The 14,265-nt window shown below is 66.3% G+C and carries 14 protein-coding genes; 10 read left to right on the top strand and 4 right to left on the bottom strand.

Translation table 11 applies throughout. From position 1 onward, the window contains the following. The first annotated feature begins 231 nt into the window (after nucleotides 1-231). The 4 genes from G6N28_RS09195 (at nucleotide 232) to G6N28_RS09180 (ending at nucleotide 5,550) form a co-directional block, all read left to right on the top strand. Entirely contained in the window at nucleotides 232-753 is a 522-nt protein-coding gene (locus G6N28_RS09195; protein ID WP_163899601.1) for an Rv0340 family IniB-related protein, read from the top strand. A gap of 257 nt (nucleotides 754-1,010) precedes the next feature. Beyond that, entirely contained in the window at nucleotides 1,011-1,991 is a 981-nt protein-coding gene (locus G6N28_RS09190; RefSeq protein WP_163899599.1) for an IniB N-terminal domain-containing protein, read from the top strand. Nucleotides 1,992-2,088: 97 nt separating this feature from the next. Further along, nucleotides 2,089-3,948 (top strand): dynamin family protein, encoded by a 1,860-nt coding sequence (locus tag G6N28_RS09185; RefSeq protein WP_163899597.1) that lies wholly within the window; start codon nucleotides 2,089-2,091, stop codon nucleotides 3,946-3,948. 108 nt (nucleotides 3,949-4,056) lie between these two features. Next, nucleotides 4,057-5,550, top strand: coding sequence for a dynamin family protein (locus G6N28_RS09180; protein ID WP_163899595.1), 1,494 nt, complete (start codon nucleotides 4,057-4,059; stop codon nucleotides 5,548-5,550). Nucleotides 5,551-5,686: 136 nt separating this feature from the next. Here the strand turns inward: G6N28_RS09180 and G6N28_RS09175 are convergent, their stop codons facing one another. From G6N28_RS09175 to G6N28_RS09165, 3 genes are read right to left on the bottom strand one after another with little or no spacing between them, the layout of a single operon-like run. Next, nucleotides 5,687-6,145 carry a hypothetical protein gene (locus G6N28_RS09175; protein ID WP_163899592.1) on the bottom strand — a complete coding sequence of 153 codons (459 nt, stop codon included), beginning with the start codon at nucleotides 6,143-6,145 and terminating at the stop codon, nucleotides 5,687-5,689. Between the two features lie 19 nt (nucleotides 6,146-6,164). Then, a complete protein-coding gene (locus G6N28_RS09170; protein ID WP_179962044.1) occupies nucleotides 6,165-6,608 on the bottom strand; it encodes a hypothetical protein in 444 nt (147 codons plus the stop codon). Between the two features lie 29 nt (nucleotides 6,609-6,637). Further along, complete coding sequence (locus G6N28_RS09165) at nucleotides 6,638-7,582, bottom strand: LLM class F420-dependent oxidoreductase (protein ID WP_163899588.1); 945 nt, start codon at nucleotides 7,580-7,582, stop codon at nucleotides 6,638-6,640. 262 nt (nucleotides 7,583-7,844) lie between these two features. On the opposite strand from G6N28_RS09165, the gene ectA reads away from it, so the two are divergent. From ectA to thpD, 4 genes are read left to right on the top strand one after another with little or no spacing between them, the layout of a single operon-like run. After that, on the top strand, nucleotides 7,845-8,384 hold the full coding sequence (ectA, locus tag G6N28_RS09160; protein ID WP_163899586.1) for a diaminobutyrate acetyltransferase: 540 nt from the start codon (nucleotides 7,845-7,847) through the stop codon (nucleotides 8,382-8,384). Nucleotides 8,385-8,431: 47 nt separating this feature from the next. Further along, nucleotides 8,432-9,721, top strand: coding sequence for a diaminobutyrate--2-oxoglutarate transaminase (gene ectB, locus G6N28_RS09155; protein WP_163899584.1), 1,290 nt, complete (start codon nucleotides 8,432-8,434; stop codon nucleotides 9,719-9,721). 13 nt (nucleotides 9,722-9,734) lie between these two features. Continuing rightward, complete coding sequence (locus G6N28_RS09150; RefSeq protein WP_163899582.1) at nucleotides 9,735-10,124, top strand: ectoine synthase; 390 nt, start codon at nucleotides 9,735-9,737, stop codon at nucleotides 10,122-10,124. Between the two features lie 11 nt (nucleotides 10,125-10,135). Further along, nucleotides 10,136-11,038 carry an ectoine hydroxylase gene (thpD, locus tag G6N28_RS09145; protein WP_407664947.1) on the top strand — a complete coding sequence of 301 codons (903 nt, stop codon included), beginning with the start codon at nucleotides 10,136-10,138 and terminating at the stop codon, nucleotides 11,036-11,038. Between the two features lie 15 nt (nucleotides 11,039-11,053). Here the strand turns inward: thpD and G6N28_RS09140 are convergent, their stop codons facing one another. Beyond that, nucleotides 11,054-11,527, bottom strand: coding sequence for a hemerythrin domain-containing protein (locus G6N28_RS09140; RefSeq protein ID WP_163899578.1), 474 nt, complete (start codon nucleotides 11,525-11,527; stop codon nucleotides 11,054-11,056). 250 nt (nucleotides 11,528-11,777) lie between these two features. On the opposite strand from G6N28_RS09140, the gene dnaK reads away from it, so the two are divergent. After that, the gene (gene dnaK, locus G6N28_RS09135; protein ID WP_163899576.1) at nucleotides 11,778-13,643 is read left to right on the top strand and encodes a molecular chaperone DnaK; all 1,866 of its coding nucleotides are present in this window, start codon (nucleotides 11,778-11,780) and stop codon (nucleotides 13,641-13,643) included. Beyond that, on the top strand, nucleotides 13,640-14,242 hold the full coding sequence (gene grpE / locus G6N28_RS09130; protein ID WP_163899574.1) for a nucleotide exchange factor GrpE: 603 nt from the start codon (nucleotides 13,640-13,642) through the stop codon (nucleotides 14,240-14,242). Before dnaK ends, grpE begins: the two co-directional genes overlap by 4 nt. The last annotated feature ends 23 nt before the right edge of the window (nucleotides 14,243-14,265 follow it).

Genomic DNA, 14,265 nt, shown 5'->3' with positions numbered 1-14,265 from the left:
CTCTACGTTTGGCCGTGTCTCACGATAATGGTTCGGCGCGCCAAGCTACGGCACATCCCCTAGTGCGTCGAAAACCCCTAACGCCGATCCCCCTAACGGGGGCTCGGTAGAGCTGGGTTCGGCACCGATCACCGGTGGGTTCGCCGTCGATAGCATCGAAATCAAGCCAACGACAGGCGCGAACCGTAGCGCTGTCACCGCATATATCTGTACTGGGAGGGAGGGTGTTTCATGGCCAACTCGTTGCTCGACTTCGTGATGTCGGTGGTGCGGGACCCGGACACCGCTGCCCGCTTCGCCGCCGATCCGGATCAGGCGATTGCCGACGCCAACCTGACCAATGTCACCAGCGCCGACGTCGAAGCCCTGATTCCGGTGGTCGCCGAGTCGATGTCGTCGTTGGTGACCGATGTGCCCACCACCGCCGCGTTGGACGGGCTTGGTGAGGCGGCGACGAACGTGTGGGCCAGCGGTGCGGCCACCGCTGCCTTCGACGCATTCGGTGACGAGGTACCGGCTCCGGTGATCGACGACACGCACGCATTGATCGCCGATCAGGCTCACGTCATCGAGGAGCCCGGTGAGGTGCTGCGGTCCGGGCTCGACATGCTCGACGAGACGTCCGACATTACGGACGCACCGATCATCGACGAGATTGACGACATCCCGATCGCCGAGACCCACGTCGGCAGCGATGGAGACGACGCCGTCGACGACGTGGGTCCCCCAGCGTCGGGCTTCGACATTTTCTGACGCCCTCTGCGGTGCCCTCCCGCGACTGCGCGGCCGGTGTCCCGGCCGCGCAGTTTTTCGTTGTCCGCCCTGGTCACGCGCAGCCCCCTATAGACCCCCTAATCCCCTAACGGGTGGTGTTGGGGCAGCCCCGGATGGTGGCTCCGAGGGAGGGGTTCAGACCCCGTTCCGCAGGGGTCGCCGGCTCCATAACGTGGTTGTCAGCTCGCCGGACAGCCCGGTAACCAGCTCCCCTCACAAGTGAAAGGACCGAAGAAATGACGAACGTAATCGACTGGATCCTCAGCCTGTTTCGCGACCCGGTTCGGGCGCACGAGTTCATCGCAGACCCCGACCGAGCCATGTCCAACGCCGGCGTGCAGAACCTGACCGCCGCGCAGGTGCAGTCGGTGGCCGCCACCGTGGCGCCCGCCGCGGTGCTGCAGGGCGGCGGCGACCCGGTCGTCGGGTTGCAGCAGGCAGTTGCCCAGACCCACGCCATCGCGTTCGCGCCGCAGCGCCAGACCGATCTGCTGTCGAACAACGACACCCGCTTGCTGAGCCCGGAGTATGACGTCAACAACATCGCCGGCCAGGACCAGCAGCAGGGTGCGGTCAACGTCGGCCTGGACTTCGGCGACATCACCTTCGGCGACAAGACCACCAACACCGCCACCGACGGCGGGGTGGTCAACACGGGCACCGCAGGCGATATCGACGCCACCAACGTCGACGGCGACGGCAACGTGGTCGGCGACGACAACGAAAACGTCAACACCGGCGACATCGACGACTCCAACGTCAACATCGGTGAGGACAACGAGATCGACGACAGCGGCGACCAGACCGCGGGCGGCGACATCATCTCCGACAACGACGGCCCCGTCATCAACGACGTCGACATGAGCGGCGGCGACGGCGGCGGTGCCGTCGGCGGTGACGGCGGCGGTGGCCTGATCGGCGTCGGCAACGACGGCGGCAACGCCACCGGCGGAGCCGGCGGCAGCGGTGGCGGCATCGTCATCAACGACAACGACACCACCAACGTCGACGGCAACCAGACCACCGTCGGAGACATCGACGGCTCGGTGTCCGGCGGGATCTCCGGCGGCTCGAGCGTCGAGGACAACTCGGTGGACAACTCCGTCGACAATTCGGTGGACAACTCCGGCCAGGACAACTCGGTCGACAACTCCACCGACAACTCCGGCCAGGTCAACACCGACGTCGATGTGAGCACCGACGTGGGCCTGTTCTGACCCAACCGGATGGCGCGGCTGGCGGGGATCAAAATCTGATCCCCGCCAGTTGGCGCATCTACCTTTAGTAGACAGCGCCTTTCGACAAGAGGAATCCATGACGCAATCCACCGATCCGCGCAAGCCAGGGGCGGCACCGGCCGGCGGGCCGGCCAAAACAACAAAGGTGATCGTCGAACTGATCGACCACACCAGCAGGATCGCCGATGCGCACGAACGGGGTGACCTGGCCGACCGGTTGGCCAGGGCGAAGAAGCGCGTTTTGGACCCGCAGATCCGGGTGGTGGTCGCCGGTCAACTCAAGCAGGGCAAGAGCCAGCTGCTGAACTCACTGCTCAACGTGCCGGTGGCGCGGGTCGGCGACGACGAGAGCACGGTGCTGCCGACCGTGGTGACCTACGGCGAGACCGCGACCGCGAAACTCGTTGTCGCGCGGGGCGAAGGGGAGGAGCCCGATGAGATCGAGATCCCGATGGCCGACATCACCAATGACCTGCGCCGCGCTCCGCAGGCGGGTGGCCGAGAGGTGCTGCGGGTCGAGGTCACCGCGGCCAGTCCATTGTTGAAGAACGGGTTGTCGTTCGTGGACACGCCCGGCGTCGGCGGTCACGGCCAGCCTCACCTGTCGGCGACGCTCGGCCTGATGCCGGACGCCGACGCGCTGCTGATGTGCAGCGACACCAGCCAGGAGTTCACCGAACCCGAGATGACGTTCATGCGGCAGGCCTTCGAGATATGCCCGCTGGCAACGATCATCGCCACCAAGACCGACCTCTACCCGCATTGGCGCCAGATCGTCGAAGCCAACATGGCCCATCTGCAACGCGTGGGACTGGACATCCCGATCATTCCGTCGTCGTCGCTGCTGCGCAGCCATGCCATCCAGCTCAACGACAAAGAGCTCAACGAGGAGTCGAACTTCCCTGCCATCGTGAGGTTCCTCAGCGAACAGGTGCTGGCTCAGCAGAACGACCGGATCCGCGATCTGGTGGTCAACGAGGTCCGTTCGGCCGCAGAGCATCTGACGATGGCGGTGGAATCCGAACTGGCGGCGTTGAACGACCCCGAGACCCGGGATCGGCTCAAAGACGAACTCGAGCAACGCAAACAGGAAGCTCAAGACGCGTTGCAGCAGACCGCGTTGTGGCAGCAGGTACTCAACGACGGGATCTCCGACCTGACCGCCGATGTCGACCATGATCTGCGCAACCGGTTCCGGGCGATCAGCCAACACATCGAGCAGGTGATCGACCACTGCGATCCCACCCATCACTGGGCCGAGATCGGCGCAGAGTTGGAGGAGGCGGTCGCCACCGCGGTGGGTGACAACTTCGTGTGGGCCTACCAGCGCGCGGAGGTGCTGGCCGCCGAGGTCGCGCGCACGTTCGTGGAGGCGGGCCTGGAGGCGGTCAAGATGCCGCAGATCGACCCCAGCCAGATGGGCGCCAGTCTCGGCGAGATCAAGTCGCTGGCCAACCTCGAGGCCAAGCCGATCGGTAAGGGCCGCAAGCTCACCATGGGGATGCAGGGCTCCTACGGCGGGGTATTGATGTTCGGCATGATGACGTCGTTCGCCGGGCTGGGCATGTTCAACCCGCTGTCCATCGGTGCCGGGCTGCTGATGGGACGCACCGCCTACAAGGAGAACATGGAGAACCGGATGCTGCGGGTGCGCAACGAGGCGAAGCTGAACACCCGCCGGTTCATCGACGACACCCAGTTCGTGGTGAGCAAGGAGTCCCGTGACCGGCTCAAGGCCATCCAGCGGCAGTTGCGCGACCATTACCGCGCGATCGCCAATCAGACCACGCGGTCGCTCAACGAGTCGCTGCAGGCCACGATCGCGGCGGCCAAGCTGGAGGAAGCCGAACGCAACAACCGGATCCGTGAACTTGAGCGTCAGCTCAACATTCTCAGACAGGTGCTTGAGCACGCGACCAAGCTGACGCCCGCCTGACCCGAATCGGGGTGCGGCGTGGCGCCGCTGCCACCCGGCGGGCCTAAGCTGGTTCTTCCGATCTTTGTCGAGTCATTGCCGAGCGGGAGGACGTCGAGGTAGCTCGAGATGAGCACGAGCGATCAGGTGCGCGCGATCCTGGGCGGAACCATCCAGGCCTACCGCGCCGATCCCGCTTACCGGAACCGCCCCGACGTGCACAACGAACTGGACCGTATCGGTCGCCGGCTCAACCAGCCGATCCGCATCGCGCTGGCGGGAACGCTGAAGGCCGGTAAGTCCACCCTGGTGAATGCCCTTGTGGGAGAGGACATTGCGCCCACCGACGCCACCGAGGCGACCCGCATCGTGACGTGGTTCCGGCACGGCCCGACGCCGAAGGTGACGGCCAACCACGTCGGCGGCCGACGCTCCAACGTGCCCATCGGCCGCGACCCCACCGAGGGTGGCCTCACGTTCGACTTCGCCAGCCTCGACCCCGAGGACATCGTCGACCTCGACGTCGAGTGGCCCGCCGCCGAACTGATCGACGCCACCATCATCGACACCCCGGGCACGTCGTCGCTGAACCGCGACGTCTCCGAGCGCACACTGCAGCTGCTGGTGCCCGACGACGGCGTGCCCCGTGTCGACGCCGTGGTGTTCCTGCTGCGCACGCTCAATGCCCCAGACATCGCGCTGCTCAAGCAGATCGGTGAGTTGGTGGGTGGCTCCGCGGGGGCGCTCGGCGTGATCGGGGTGGTCTCGCGCGCCGACGAGATCGGCGCCGGACGAATCGATGCGATGCTGTCGGCCAAGGACGTGGCCACCCGGTTCACCAAAGAGATGGACCGGACCGGCATCTGCCAGGCGGTGGTCCCGGTGTCGGGTCTGCTGGCGTTCACGGCCCGTAACCTGCGCCAAAGCGAGTTCGTCGCGCTGGAGAAGCTCGCCGCGGTGGACGCCGCCGAACTCACCAAGGCGATGCTGTCGGTGGATCGGTTCGTGCGCGAGGACAGTGATCTGCCGGTCGACGCCGCCACCCGGGCCGCGCTGCTGGACCGGTTCGGCATGTTCGGGATCAGGATCTCGATCGCGGTGCTGCGTGCCGGCGTCACGGATTCGGTGGCATTGGCCGACGAACTGCTGGAGCGCAGCGGCCTGGTGGCGCTGCGTGAAGTCATCGATCAACAGTTCGCGCAACGCTCGGATCTGCTCAAGGCTCACACGGCGCTGCGGTCGCTTCGGCAGTTCGTGCAGAACAATCCGATCTACGCCACGCCGTACATCATCGCCGACATCGACCCGCTGCTCGCCGACACCCACGCCTTCGAAGAGCTGCGGTTGCTTTCCCAATTGCACTCGCGGCCAACGACGTTGAACGAAGACGAGATGGCGTCGCTGCGGCGGATCATCGGTGGCTCGGGCACCGACGCGGCCAGCAGGCTCGGCCTGCAACCCGATGCGCCCCACGACGGGCCGAGAGCGGCGTTCGCGGCGGCGCAGCGCTGGCGCCGCCGGGCCGATCACCCGCTCAACGACCCGTTCACCACGCGGGCGTGCCGAGCGGCGGTGCGAAGCGCCGAGGCGCTGGTGGCCGAATACGCGGCCCGCGGCCGCTGAGCGGCCAAACCAGCTGCGGCCGCTGAGCGGCCAAACCAGCTGCGGTCTCAGCGTTGACTCTGCGCTCAGAGCGTGAAATCGGCTGAAATCGCGCTCTGAGCGCAGAGTCGATCGCGGATCACCGGCGGACGCCTAGCTACTCGCTTTCGGGCGGCGCCGTGACGGTCTCGGTCACCGTCTCGGTCGTCGTGCTGATCGTCGTGGTCGGCTCGACGGTGGTCGTAGTGGTCGTCGTGGTGGGTGTCGTTGTTGTCGTCGTCGTGGTCGGTTGCGGCTCGGTGGTCGTGGGAGTGACGGTCTCCGTGACGGTTTCCCGTGGCGGCACGGTCGTCACCACCGACTGCGACGTGGTGGTCAGCGGGGTCAGCGTTTCGGAGTCGGTCGGCTCGTCACCGCCGGTGATCAACTGGGCCAGGCCCCACACGATCAGCGCGATCACTACCGCGCCGAGCGCGCCGAACGCCACCAGCGCGGCGGGCTTGCGGTACCACGGCGTGGGTTCCGGGGGCGGAGGGCCGCCGTCGCCGTAGTCGACGTACGCGGTCGGGTCGTCATTCGGATAGTTCGGGTCGTCGGGAGGTCCGTAGCGCGCCACGAAAATCGATAGTAGGCGCTCAGGGCAACGGATAGAGCGTGCGCGTCACATTCGTGCGCGGGCGGCGGGTGGTGCGCTCCGTCGTCTCGTCTTCCTCTTCGTCCTCGTCGTCAGCCTCGCTGGTCGGCTCGGCGCTGGAGGTCCCGGGCTCCGACGTGGTTTCCGAGGTCGAGGTGGTCTCGATCGCCGAGAGGTCGGTGGTCTGCGGCGGGCTCGTGGTGGTGACCGTCGCGGTGGTGGCCGTCGTGGTCGCGGCTGGGGTGGTCGGCGTCGAGTAGCTGGGCTCGACGAAATGAAGCGGGGCTTGTTCGGGCTCGCCGAACTGGCCGGCTGCCGCCGACACCACGAACACCAGAAGACCGATCACCGCCAGTCCGGCGATGCTCGCCCCGAGCACCGCAGGTGTCCGGTTGTACCACGGCTGCCCGGCGCCATCGTCGTCCCGGCGGGTCACGGCACGCATCGTAGCCGCGGGTTGCTGCCGGCGCGCGTTCAGCGCAACGCGGGAACCACTTCGCGGGCGAAGAACTCCAGGTGGTCCAGGTCGGACATGTCCAGAAGCTGCAGGTACACCCGCTGAATTCCGGCGTCGGTGTAGCCGACGAGCTTGTCGGCGATCTCTGCGGGGGTGCCCACCAGGGGGGAGTTGCTGCGCAGCTCGTCAACCTCACGACCGATCGCCGCCGCGCGCCGGGCGATCTCGGCCTCGTCACGGCCCGCGCAGACCACGAACGCGGCCGAGAAGGTCAGCGAGTCCACCGAGCGCCCGGCGTCGGCCAAAGCCGTACGGACCCTGTTGATCTGGGTCGTGGCCACGTCGAGCGAGACGAACGGAACGTTGAACTCCGCGGCGAATTCCGCCGCCAGCGCCGGCGTGCGTTTGGCGCCGGTGCCGCCGATGATGATCGGCGGATGCGGCGACTGCGCGGGTTTGGGCAGCGCCGGCGAGTTCGTCACGGTGTAGTGGGTGCCCGTGTAGTCGAAGGTGTTGCCCAGCGGCGTCGTCCACATCCCGGTGAGGATGTGCAGCTGTTCGGTGAGCCGCTCGAACCGCTCACGCACCGGCGGGAACGGGATGGCGTAGCCGGTGTGTTCGGCCTCGAACCACCCGGCCCCGATGCCGAATTCGACCCGCCCGCCGCTCATTTCGTCGACCTGGGCGACCGAGACCGCCAGCGGTCCGGGATACCGGAACGTCGCCGAGGTGACCAGGGTGCCCAGCCGAATCGAAGACGTCTCGCGGGCGATGCCCGCCAGGGTGACCCACGAGTCGGTCGGACCGGGCAAACCGTCACCGCTCATCGCGAGGCAGTGATCTGACCGGAAGAACGCCGAGTAACCAAGTTGCTCGGCGGCGAGGGCGACGGCGAGTTGATCGGCGTAGGAGGCGCCTTGCTGGGGTTCGACGAAGACCCGAAAGCTCGACAGTGAGTTCACGGACGCCAGCGTAGAGCCAGGTAGTGGCGCAGCTCACGTCGACGGCGTATTTGGTAACGATTTGATAACGCTGCGGCCGGGCGATCGGGCGCGGCGTGTCCTCGTGTTTGCGCAGGGTTGCGCGGTGAATTCGAAGTTCTGCTCGCCTATCGGGCCGGTCGGGGCGCTTGATCGGCTAGTGAGGCTGGCTTACGGTCGGCAACACCGAAGATCTGAACTAGCGATGGTCGACAACTGCTCGGTGGTGACTGCTAACTAAGTTATGTCCGCTCTGAACTCTGCCCCGGATCCGTGGGCCGATTCCCTACGCGCGCCGGTGGCTGCAGATGCGCTCGCAATGCACCAATTAGTTGCTGCGACCGGTGTACTTGACCTCAACTCGTCGTACGCGTACCTGTTGATGGCGACGGATTTCGCGGACACCTCGATCGTGGCGGATCGGGACGGCGAACTGTGCGGGCTCATCACCGGCTATCACCCGCCGGCCCGACCGGATGTGTTGTTCGTCTGGCAGGTGGCGGTTTCCGACTCCGCTCGTGGGCAGGGTCTGGCCAGCGCAATGCTCGATGCGCTGGTGTACCGCGTGCGGCGCGACCGCTTTGGTCACCCCGTCACCGTGGAGACCACGGTGGCCCCGAGCAACACGGCGTCCCGGGCGTTTTTCGGAGCGTTCGCCCGGCGCCACGGGGTGCCGTTGGCCGAGAGTCCGCATTTCAGCTCCGCGCTCCTTTCCGCGGCGGGGGAGCACGAGGACGAGCCGCTGTTGCGGATCGGCCCGATCACGGCAGCGCTAACCGCATGAAATGACCGAAACCGTAAATTGATTGATCGAAACTGAGGATTGACTGCATGTCGCTGGCAATAATGGCCCCCCTGTCCGAAGCCGACCTTCCCGAGGTTTATGCCTCGGTGGAATCCGAGGTGCGAAGCTACTGCCGCGGCTGGCCGGCCGTGATGGAGAGCGCCCAGGGATCCTGGGTCACCGACACCTCGGGCCGGAGGTATCTCGACTTCTTCGCCGGCGCAGGGGCTTTGAACTACGGACACAACAACCCGGCTCTGAAGCGCCCGCTTCTCGAGTATTTGGCGTCCGACGGGATCGTGCATTCCCTGGATGTCGCCACGAGCGCGAAGACGGAGTTCCTGCAGGCCTTCGAACGCCAGATCCTGCGGCCGCGTGGGCTGGACTACAAGGTGCAGTTCCCGGGCCCGACCGGCGCCAACTCGGTCGAGGCGGCGCTGAAACTGGCCAGGAAGGTGACCGGCCGCGAGTCGATCATCAGCTTCACCAACGCTTTTCACGGGATGACGTTGGGTGCGCTCTCGGTGACCGGCAACTCGATGAAGCGCGCGGGCGCGGGCATACCACTCGTGCACGCCACCCCGATGCCGTACGACAACTACTTCGACGGTGTCACCGAGGACTTCCACTGGTTCGAGCGGGTTCTCGACGACTCCGGCAGCGGGCTCAACCGGCCTGCCGCGGTCATCGTCGAAACCGTGCAGGGCGAAGGCGGACTCAACGTCGCCCGTATCGAGTGGTTGCAGGCGCTGGAGAAGCTGTGCCACAAGCGCGACATCCTGCTGATCGTCGACGACGTCCAAATGGGTTGCGGCCGAACGGGTCCCTTCTTCAGCTTCGAGGAGGCCGGCATCGTGCCCGACATCGTGACGCTGTCGAAGTCGATCAGCGGTTACGGGTTGCCGATGGCGCTGACGTTGTTCCGTCGTGATTTGGACGTCTGGGCACCCGGCGAGCACAACGGCACCTTCCGCGGCCACAACCCGGCATTCATCACCGCGACCCAGGCGATCAAAACCTATTGGCAGAGTTCCGATTTCACCGACGCCACGGTGGGCAAGGGCGAGTTCATGCGGGCCCGCCTCGAGGAGATCGCGGCCGAGCACGACGGCGTCTCCGCGCGCGGTCGCGGAATGGCGCAGGGGCTGAAGTTCGAGGCCACCGAGCTGGCGTCGCAGGTCTGCCGTGCCGCATTCGACCGCGGTGCGCTGATGGAGACCAGCGGCCCCTCGGACGAGGTGGTGAAGCTGCTGCCGCCGCTCACCGCCTCGCGTGACGAGCTCGAGACCGGCCTTGACATCCTCGCCGAGGCCGTCACCGCGACGGTCTCCGCATAGAAAGTGATCCACCATGATTGTGCGCACTACCGCCGAGATCACCGGCACCGAACGCGATGTCGCCGACGGCGCGTGGCGGTCCAAACGGATCATCCTCGCCGGTGACGGTGTGGGATTCTCGTTTCACGAGACGACCATCAGGCCGAACTCGGTCAGCGAGTTCCACTACCAACACCACGTCGAGGCCGTCTGGGTCGTCGAAGGCAGGGGCTCGGTGACGAACCTCGAGACCGGTGAGACGTGGCCGCTGGGCCCGGGCACGATGTACCTGCTCGACGGCCACGAACGGCACCGGGTCACCTGCGACGAGCAGCTTCGCATGCTGTGTGTCTTCAACCCCCCGGTGACCGGTACCGAGGTCCACGACGAGACCGGCGCTTATCCGCCGCCACAGATAGCATGAGTGCAGTCACGATGCCCCGCGTACACGATCCGTATCCGACGCGGCTGGGCCACGCGATCGCACCGATCCCCCGTGCCGAGCCGACGGTGTGGGGCGGCCCGCACGACGGTCCGCTGAGCCAGGCTGAGCTGGACGGCTACGAGCAGGCGGGCTATTTGATCCGGCCCGGCACGCTCGGCGAGGACTGGCTGCCGCCGCTGCGTCATGAGCTCGAGCGCATGGGCGCCGAACTGGACCGCGACGACCCGCGGGTGATCTATGAACCCGGCGGCAGCATCCGGTCGGTGTTCGAGCCGCATCTGATCAGCGACCTCGTCGCCGAGGTGGTCGGGTTGGAGACGGTGATCCCGGTGGCGCGGCAGCTGCTCGGCAGCGACGTCTACATCCACCAGGCCCGCATCAACCTCATGCCGGGGTTCACCGGCACCGGGTTCTACTGGCATTCGGACTTCGAAACCTGGCATGCCGAGGACGGGATGCCCGCCATGCGTGCCGTCTCGTGTTCGATCGCGTTGACGGACAATTACCCGTACAACGGTCCGCTGATGGTCTTGCCGGGATCACACCGGGTGTTCTATCCGTGCGTCGGCGCCACCCCGGACAACCACCACACCTCCTCGCTGGTGCGGCAGGAGACCGGTGTGCCCGATCACGACACGCTGACCAAGGCCGCCGGCGAATACGGCATCGAGCAGTTGACCGGACCCGCCGGCACGGCGATCTGGTTCGACTCGAACCTGCTGCACGGTTCCGGGTCGAATATCACGCCGCTGCCGCGGTCGAACGTCTTCCTGGTGTTCAACTCAATCGAGAACGCGCTCACCGAGCCGTTCGCGGCGCCGCGCCCGCGGCCCGAGTACCTGGCCGCGCGCACGGCCGAGCCGTTCGGGGTGAACCCGCCGCCGGTGAGCTAGGACGGCGGCGCTCGCTCAGGCCCAGCGCACCATTTCGCGGCCGGGGTGCGCGTCATGCCACGCCTGGATCGCGGCGTCCCATTGGTCGCCGTCCAGCGAGGTCAGCGCGGCAGGGAAGAGCCCGTCCTCTTCCTTTCGGGTGTGCTCGAACAGGTTCTCCACCGCGTCGCGGATGGCTTGCTGGCCGTCGGCGTCGGCGATGTCCACGGTGGCGAGCAGGTGTTCGAGTTCGCGGTGCTCGCGCACGAGCGGTTCGATGTGCTCGGCGAACAGCTCGTCGGCGGCCATGACCGCGAACAGCCCGTTCTCCTCGCCCTTGAAGTGCGATTGCAGCTCCTCGGCCATCGCGTTCAATCGGTCCCGTGCGGTCGGCAAGTCACCGCGGTCGATCGCGCGGACCGCCTCGCCGCCGAGGTTGAGGACATGGGCGTGCTCACTGATGTAGTCACGGATCAGCGGCATATCCCGGCAACCGCAGTATTGGCACATGCCTCAATGCTAGGAACAGGGCCGCGAAGCCGACGCTATGGTCGATTCGCGGCAGGTGAAGCCGCCATTGCGTCGGTTTCGAGCAGGAGCCAGGCTCATCCCGGGAACAAACCTGCGGCAGATGCCGTTGACCGGGTCGACAGTTGAGTGACATAGGCTCAAGTCTGGTTTGACATGACAGGGTTGGTCGGAGCAGTCTTGAGTGCGGTGCACTCAGACCCCTAGCAGGACTATCTCAGGAGGCAGAACTATGGCTCGTGCGGTCGGAATCGACCTCGGGACCACCAACTCCGTCGTCGCGGTCTTGGAAGGTGGCGACCCCGTCGTCGTCGCGAACTCCGAGGGCTCCCGCACCACGCCGTCCGTCGTCGCGTTCGCTCGCAACGGCGAGGTGCTGGTCGGCCAGCCCGCCAAGAACCAGGCGGTGACCAACGTCGACCGGACCATCAGATCGGTGAAGCGCCATATGGGCTCCGACTGGTCGGTGGAGATCGACGACAAGAAGTACACCGCGCCGGAAATCAGCGCGCGGGTGCTGATGAAACTCAAGCGTGACGCCGAGGCGTACCTGGGCGAGGACATCACCGACGCGGTGATCACCGTGCCCGCCTACTTCAACGACGCCCAGCGGCAGGCCACCAAGGACGCCGGCCAGATCGCCGGCCTCAACGTGCTTCGCATCGTCAACGAACCCACCGCTGCGGCGCTGGCCTACGGGCTGGACAAGGGCGAGAAGGAACAGACGATCCTGGTCTTCGACCTCGGTGGCGGCACGTTCGACGTCTCGCTGCTGGAGATCGGTGAGGGCGTCGTCGAGGTCCGCGCCACCAGCGGTGACAACCACCTCGGTGGCGACGACTGGGACGATCGCATCGTCGAATGGCTCGTCGAGAAGTTCAAGGGCACCTCCGGCATCGACCTGACCAAGGACAAGATGGCGATGCAGCGGCTGCGTGAGGCCGCGGAGAAGGCCAAGATCGAGCTGAGCTCGAGCCAGCAGACGTCGATCAACCTGCCCTACATCACCGTCGACGCGGACAAGAACCCGCTGTTCCTCGACGAACAGCTGAGCCGCGCCGAGTTCCAGCGCATCACTCAGGATCTGCTGGACAGGGCCCGCAAGCCGTTCCAGTCGGTGATCAAGGACGCCGGTATCTCGGTGTCCGACATCGACCACGTCGTGCTGGTCGGCGGTTCGACCCGGATGCCCGCGGTGTCCGACCTGGTCAAGGAGATGACCGGCGGCAAGGAACCCAACAAGGGCGTCAACCCGGACGAGGTTGTCGCGGTGGGCGCCGCGCTGCAGGCCGGTGTGCTCAAGGGCGAGGTGAAAGACGTTCTGCTGCTGGATGTTACGCCGCTGTCGCTTGGTATCGAGACCAAGGGCGGCGTGATGACCAAGCTGATCGAGCGCAACACCACGATCCCGACCAAGCGGTCGGAGACGTTCACCACCGCCGACGACAACCAGCCGTCGGTGCAGATTCAGGTCTATCAGGGTGAGCGTGAGATCGCCGCGCACAACAAGCTGCTCGGCAGCTTCGAGCTGACCGGTATCCCGCCGGCTCCGCGCGGTGTGCCCCAGATCGAGGTGACGTTCGACATCGACGCCAACGGCATCGTGCACGTCACCGCCAAGGACAAGGGCACCGGCAAGGAGAACACCATCCGCATCCAGGAGGGTTCGGGCATCTCCAAGGAGGAGATCGACCGGATGATCAAGGATGCCGAGGCGCATGCCGAGGAGGACCGCAAGCGGCGCGAGGAGGCCGACGTCCGCAACCAGGCCGAGTCGCTGGTGTACCAGACGGAGAAGTTCGTCAAGGAACAGCGCGAGGCCGAAGGCGGGTCCAAGGTCCCCGAGGACACCTTGAGCAAGGTCGACGGCGCGATCGCCGACGCGAAGAAGGCGCTGGAAGGCACCGATATCGCCGCGATCAAGTCCGCGATGGAGAAGCTCGGCGTCGAAAGCCAGGCACTCGGCCAGGCGATCTACGAGGCGACCCAGGCCGCACAGGCCGCCGGCGGCGGTGCCGCCGAAGGCGGCGCCACGGGCTCGTCGGCCGACGACGTGGTGGACGCCGAGGTTGTCGATGATGACCAGGAGAACAAGTGAGCCAGAACGATTCGCACGAGCCGGTGACCGTCACCGACAAGCGGCGTATCGACCCCGAAACTGGTGAAGTTCGTGAACAGGCGACCGGGCCGGCCCCCAGCGGGCCGGCGCCGGAAGCCGGGGGTTCGCCGGAGGAACTCACCGAGCTGAAGTCGACGCTGCAACGCGTCAAGGCCGAGTACGACAACTACCGCAAGCGCACGCTGCGGGACCAGCAGGTCATCGCCGAGCGGTCCAAGGCCGCCGTCCTCACCGAGCTGCTGCCGGTGCTCGACGACCTCGACCGGGCGCGCAGCCACGGTGATCTGGAGTCGGGACCGTTCAAGGTGGTCGCTGACAAGCTGATCGGCATCTTCGAGGGCCTTGGCCTTTCGGGATTCGGTGAGGAGGGCGAGGAGTTCGACCCCGAGCTGCACGAGGCCGTTCAGCATGAGGGCGACGGCACACATCCCATCGTCGGAAACGTGATGCGGCGCGGCTACAAGGTGGGCGATCTCGTGCTGCGGCACGCCATGGTCGGTGTCGTCGACACCGTCCCCGATGGGGCCGACACGGCGGATAAGGACGACGAATCGGCGGAGAACCCCGCAGAATCCTAGAGAGAAGGACGCGACAAACGGTG

Source organism: Mycolicibacterium pulveris (assembly GCF_010725725.1).
Classification (GTDB): Bacteria; Actinomycetota; Actinomycetes; order Mycobacteriales; family Mycobacteriaceae; genus Mycobacterium; species Mycobacterium pulveris.
Note: the sequence above shows the minus strand (reverse complement) of the source record. Positions and strands in the feature narration are given on the sequence as shown.

Excerpts from the sequence above, each read along its gene's own strand:
- G6N28_RS09195 (WP_163899601.1), top strand. The coding sequence starts at position 232 with ATGGCCAACTCGTTGCTCGACTTCGTGATGTCGGTGGTGCGGGACCCG.
- G6N28_RS09190 (WP_163899599.1), top strand. The coding sequence starts at position 1,011 with ATGACGAACGTAATCGACTGGATCCTCAGCCTGTTTCGCGACCCGGTT.
- G6N28_RS09185 (WP_163899597.1), top strand. The coding sequence starts at position 2,089 with ATGACGCAATCCACCGATCCGCGCAAGCCAGGGGCGGCACCGGCCGGC.
- G6N28_RS09180 (WP_163899595.1), top strand. The coding sequence starts at position 4,057 with ATGAGCACGAGCGATCAGGTGCGCGCGATCCTGGGCGGAACCATCCAG.
- G6N28_RS09170 (WP_179962044.1), bottom strand. The coding sequence starts at position 6,608 with ATGCGTGCCGTGACCCGCCGGGACGACGATGGCGCCGGGCAGCCGTGG.
- ectA (WP_163899586.1), top strand. The coding sequence starts at position 7,845 with ATGTCCGCTCTGAACTCTGCCCCGGATCCGTGGGCCGATTCCCTACGC.
- ectB (WP_163899584.1), top strand. The coding sequence starts at position 8,432 with ATGTCGCTGGCAATAATGGCCCCCCTGTCCGAAGCCGACCTTCCCGAG.
- G6N28_RS09150 (WP_163899582.1), top strand. The coding sequence starts at position 9,735 with ATGATTGTGCGCACTACCGCCGAGATCACCGGCACCGAACGCGATGTC.
- thpD (WP_407664947.1), top strand. The coding sequence starts at position 10,136 with ATGCCCCGCGTACACGATCCGTATCCGACGCGGCTGGGCCACGCGATC.
- G6N28_RS09140 (WP_163899578.1), bottom strand. The coding sequence starts at position 11,527 with ATGTGCCAATACTGCGGTTGCCGGGATATGCCGCTGATCCGTGACTAC.
- dnaK (WP_163899576.1), top strand. The coding sequence starts at position 11,778 with ATGGCTCGTGCGGTCGGAATCGACCTCGGGACCACCAACTCCGTCGTC.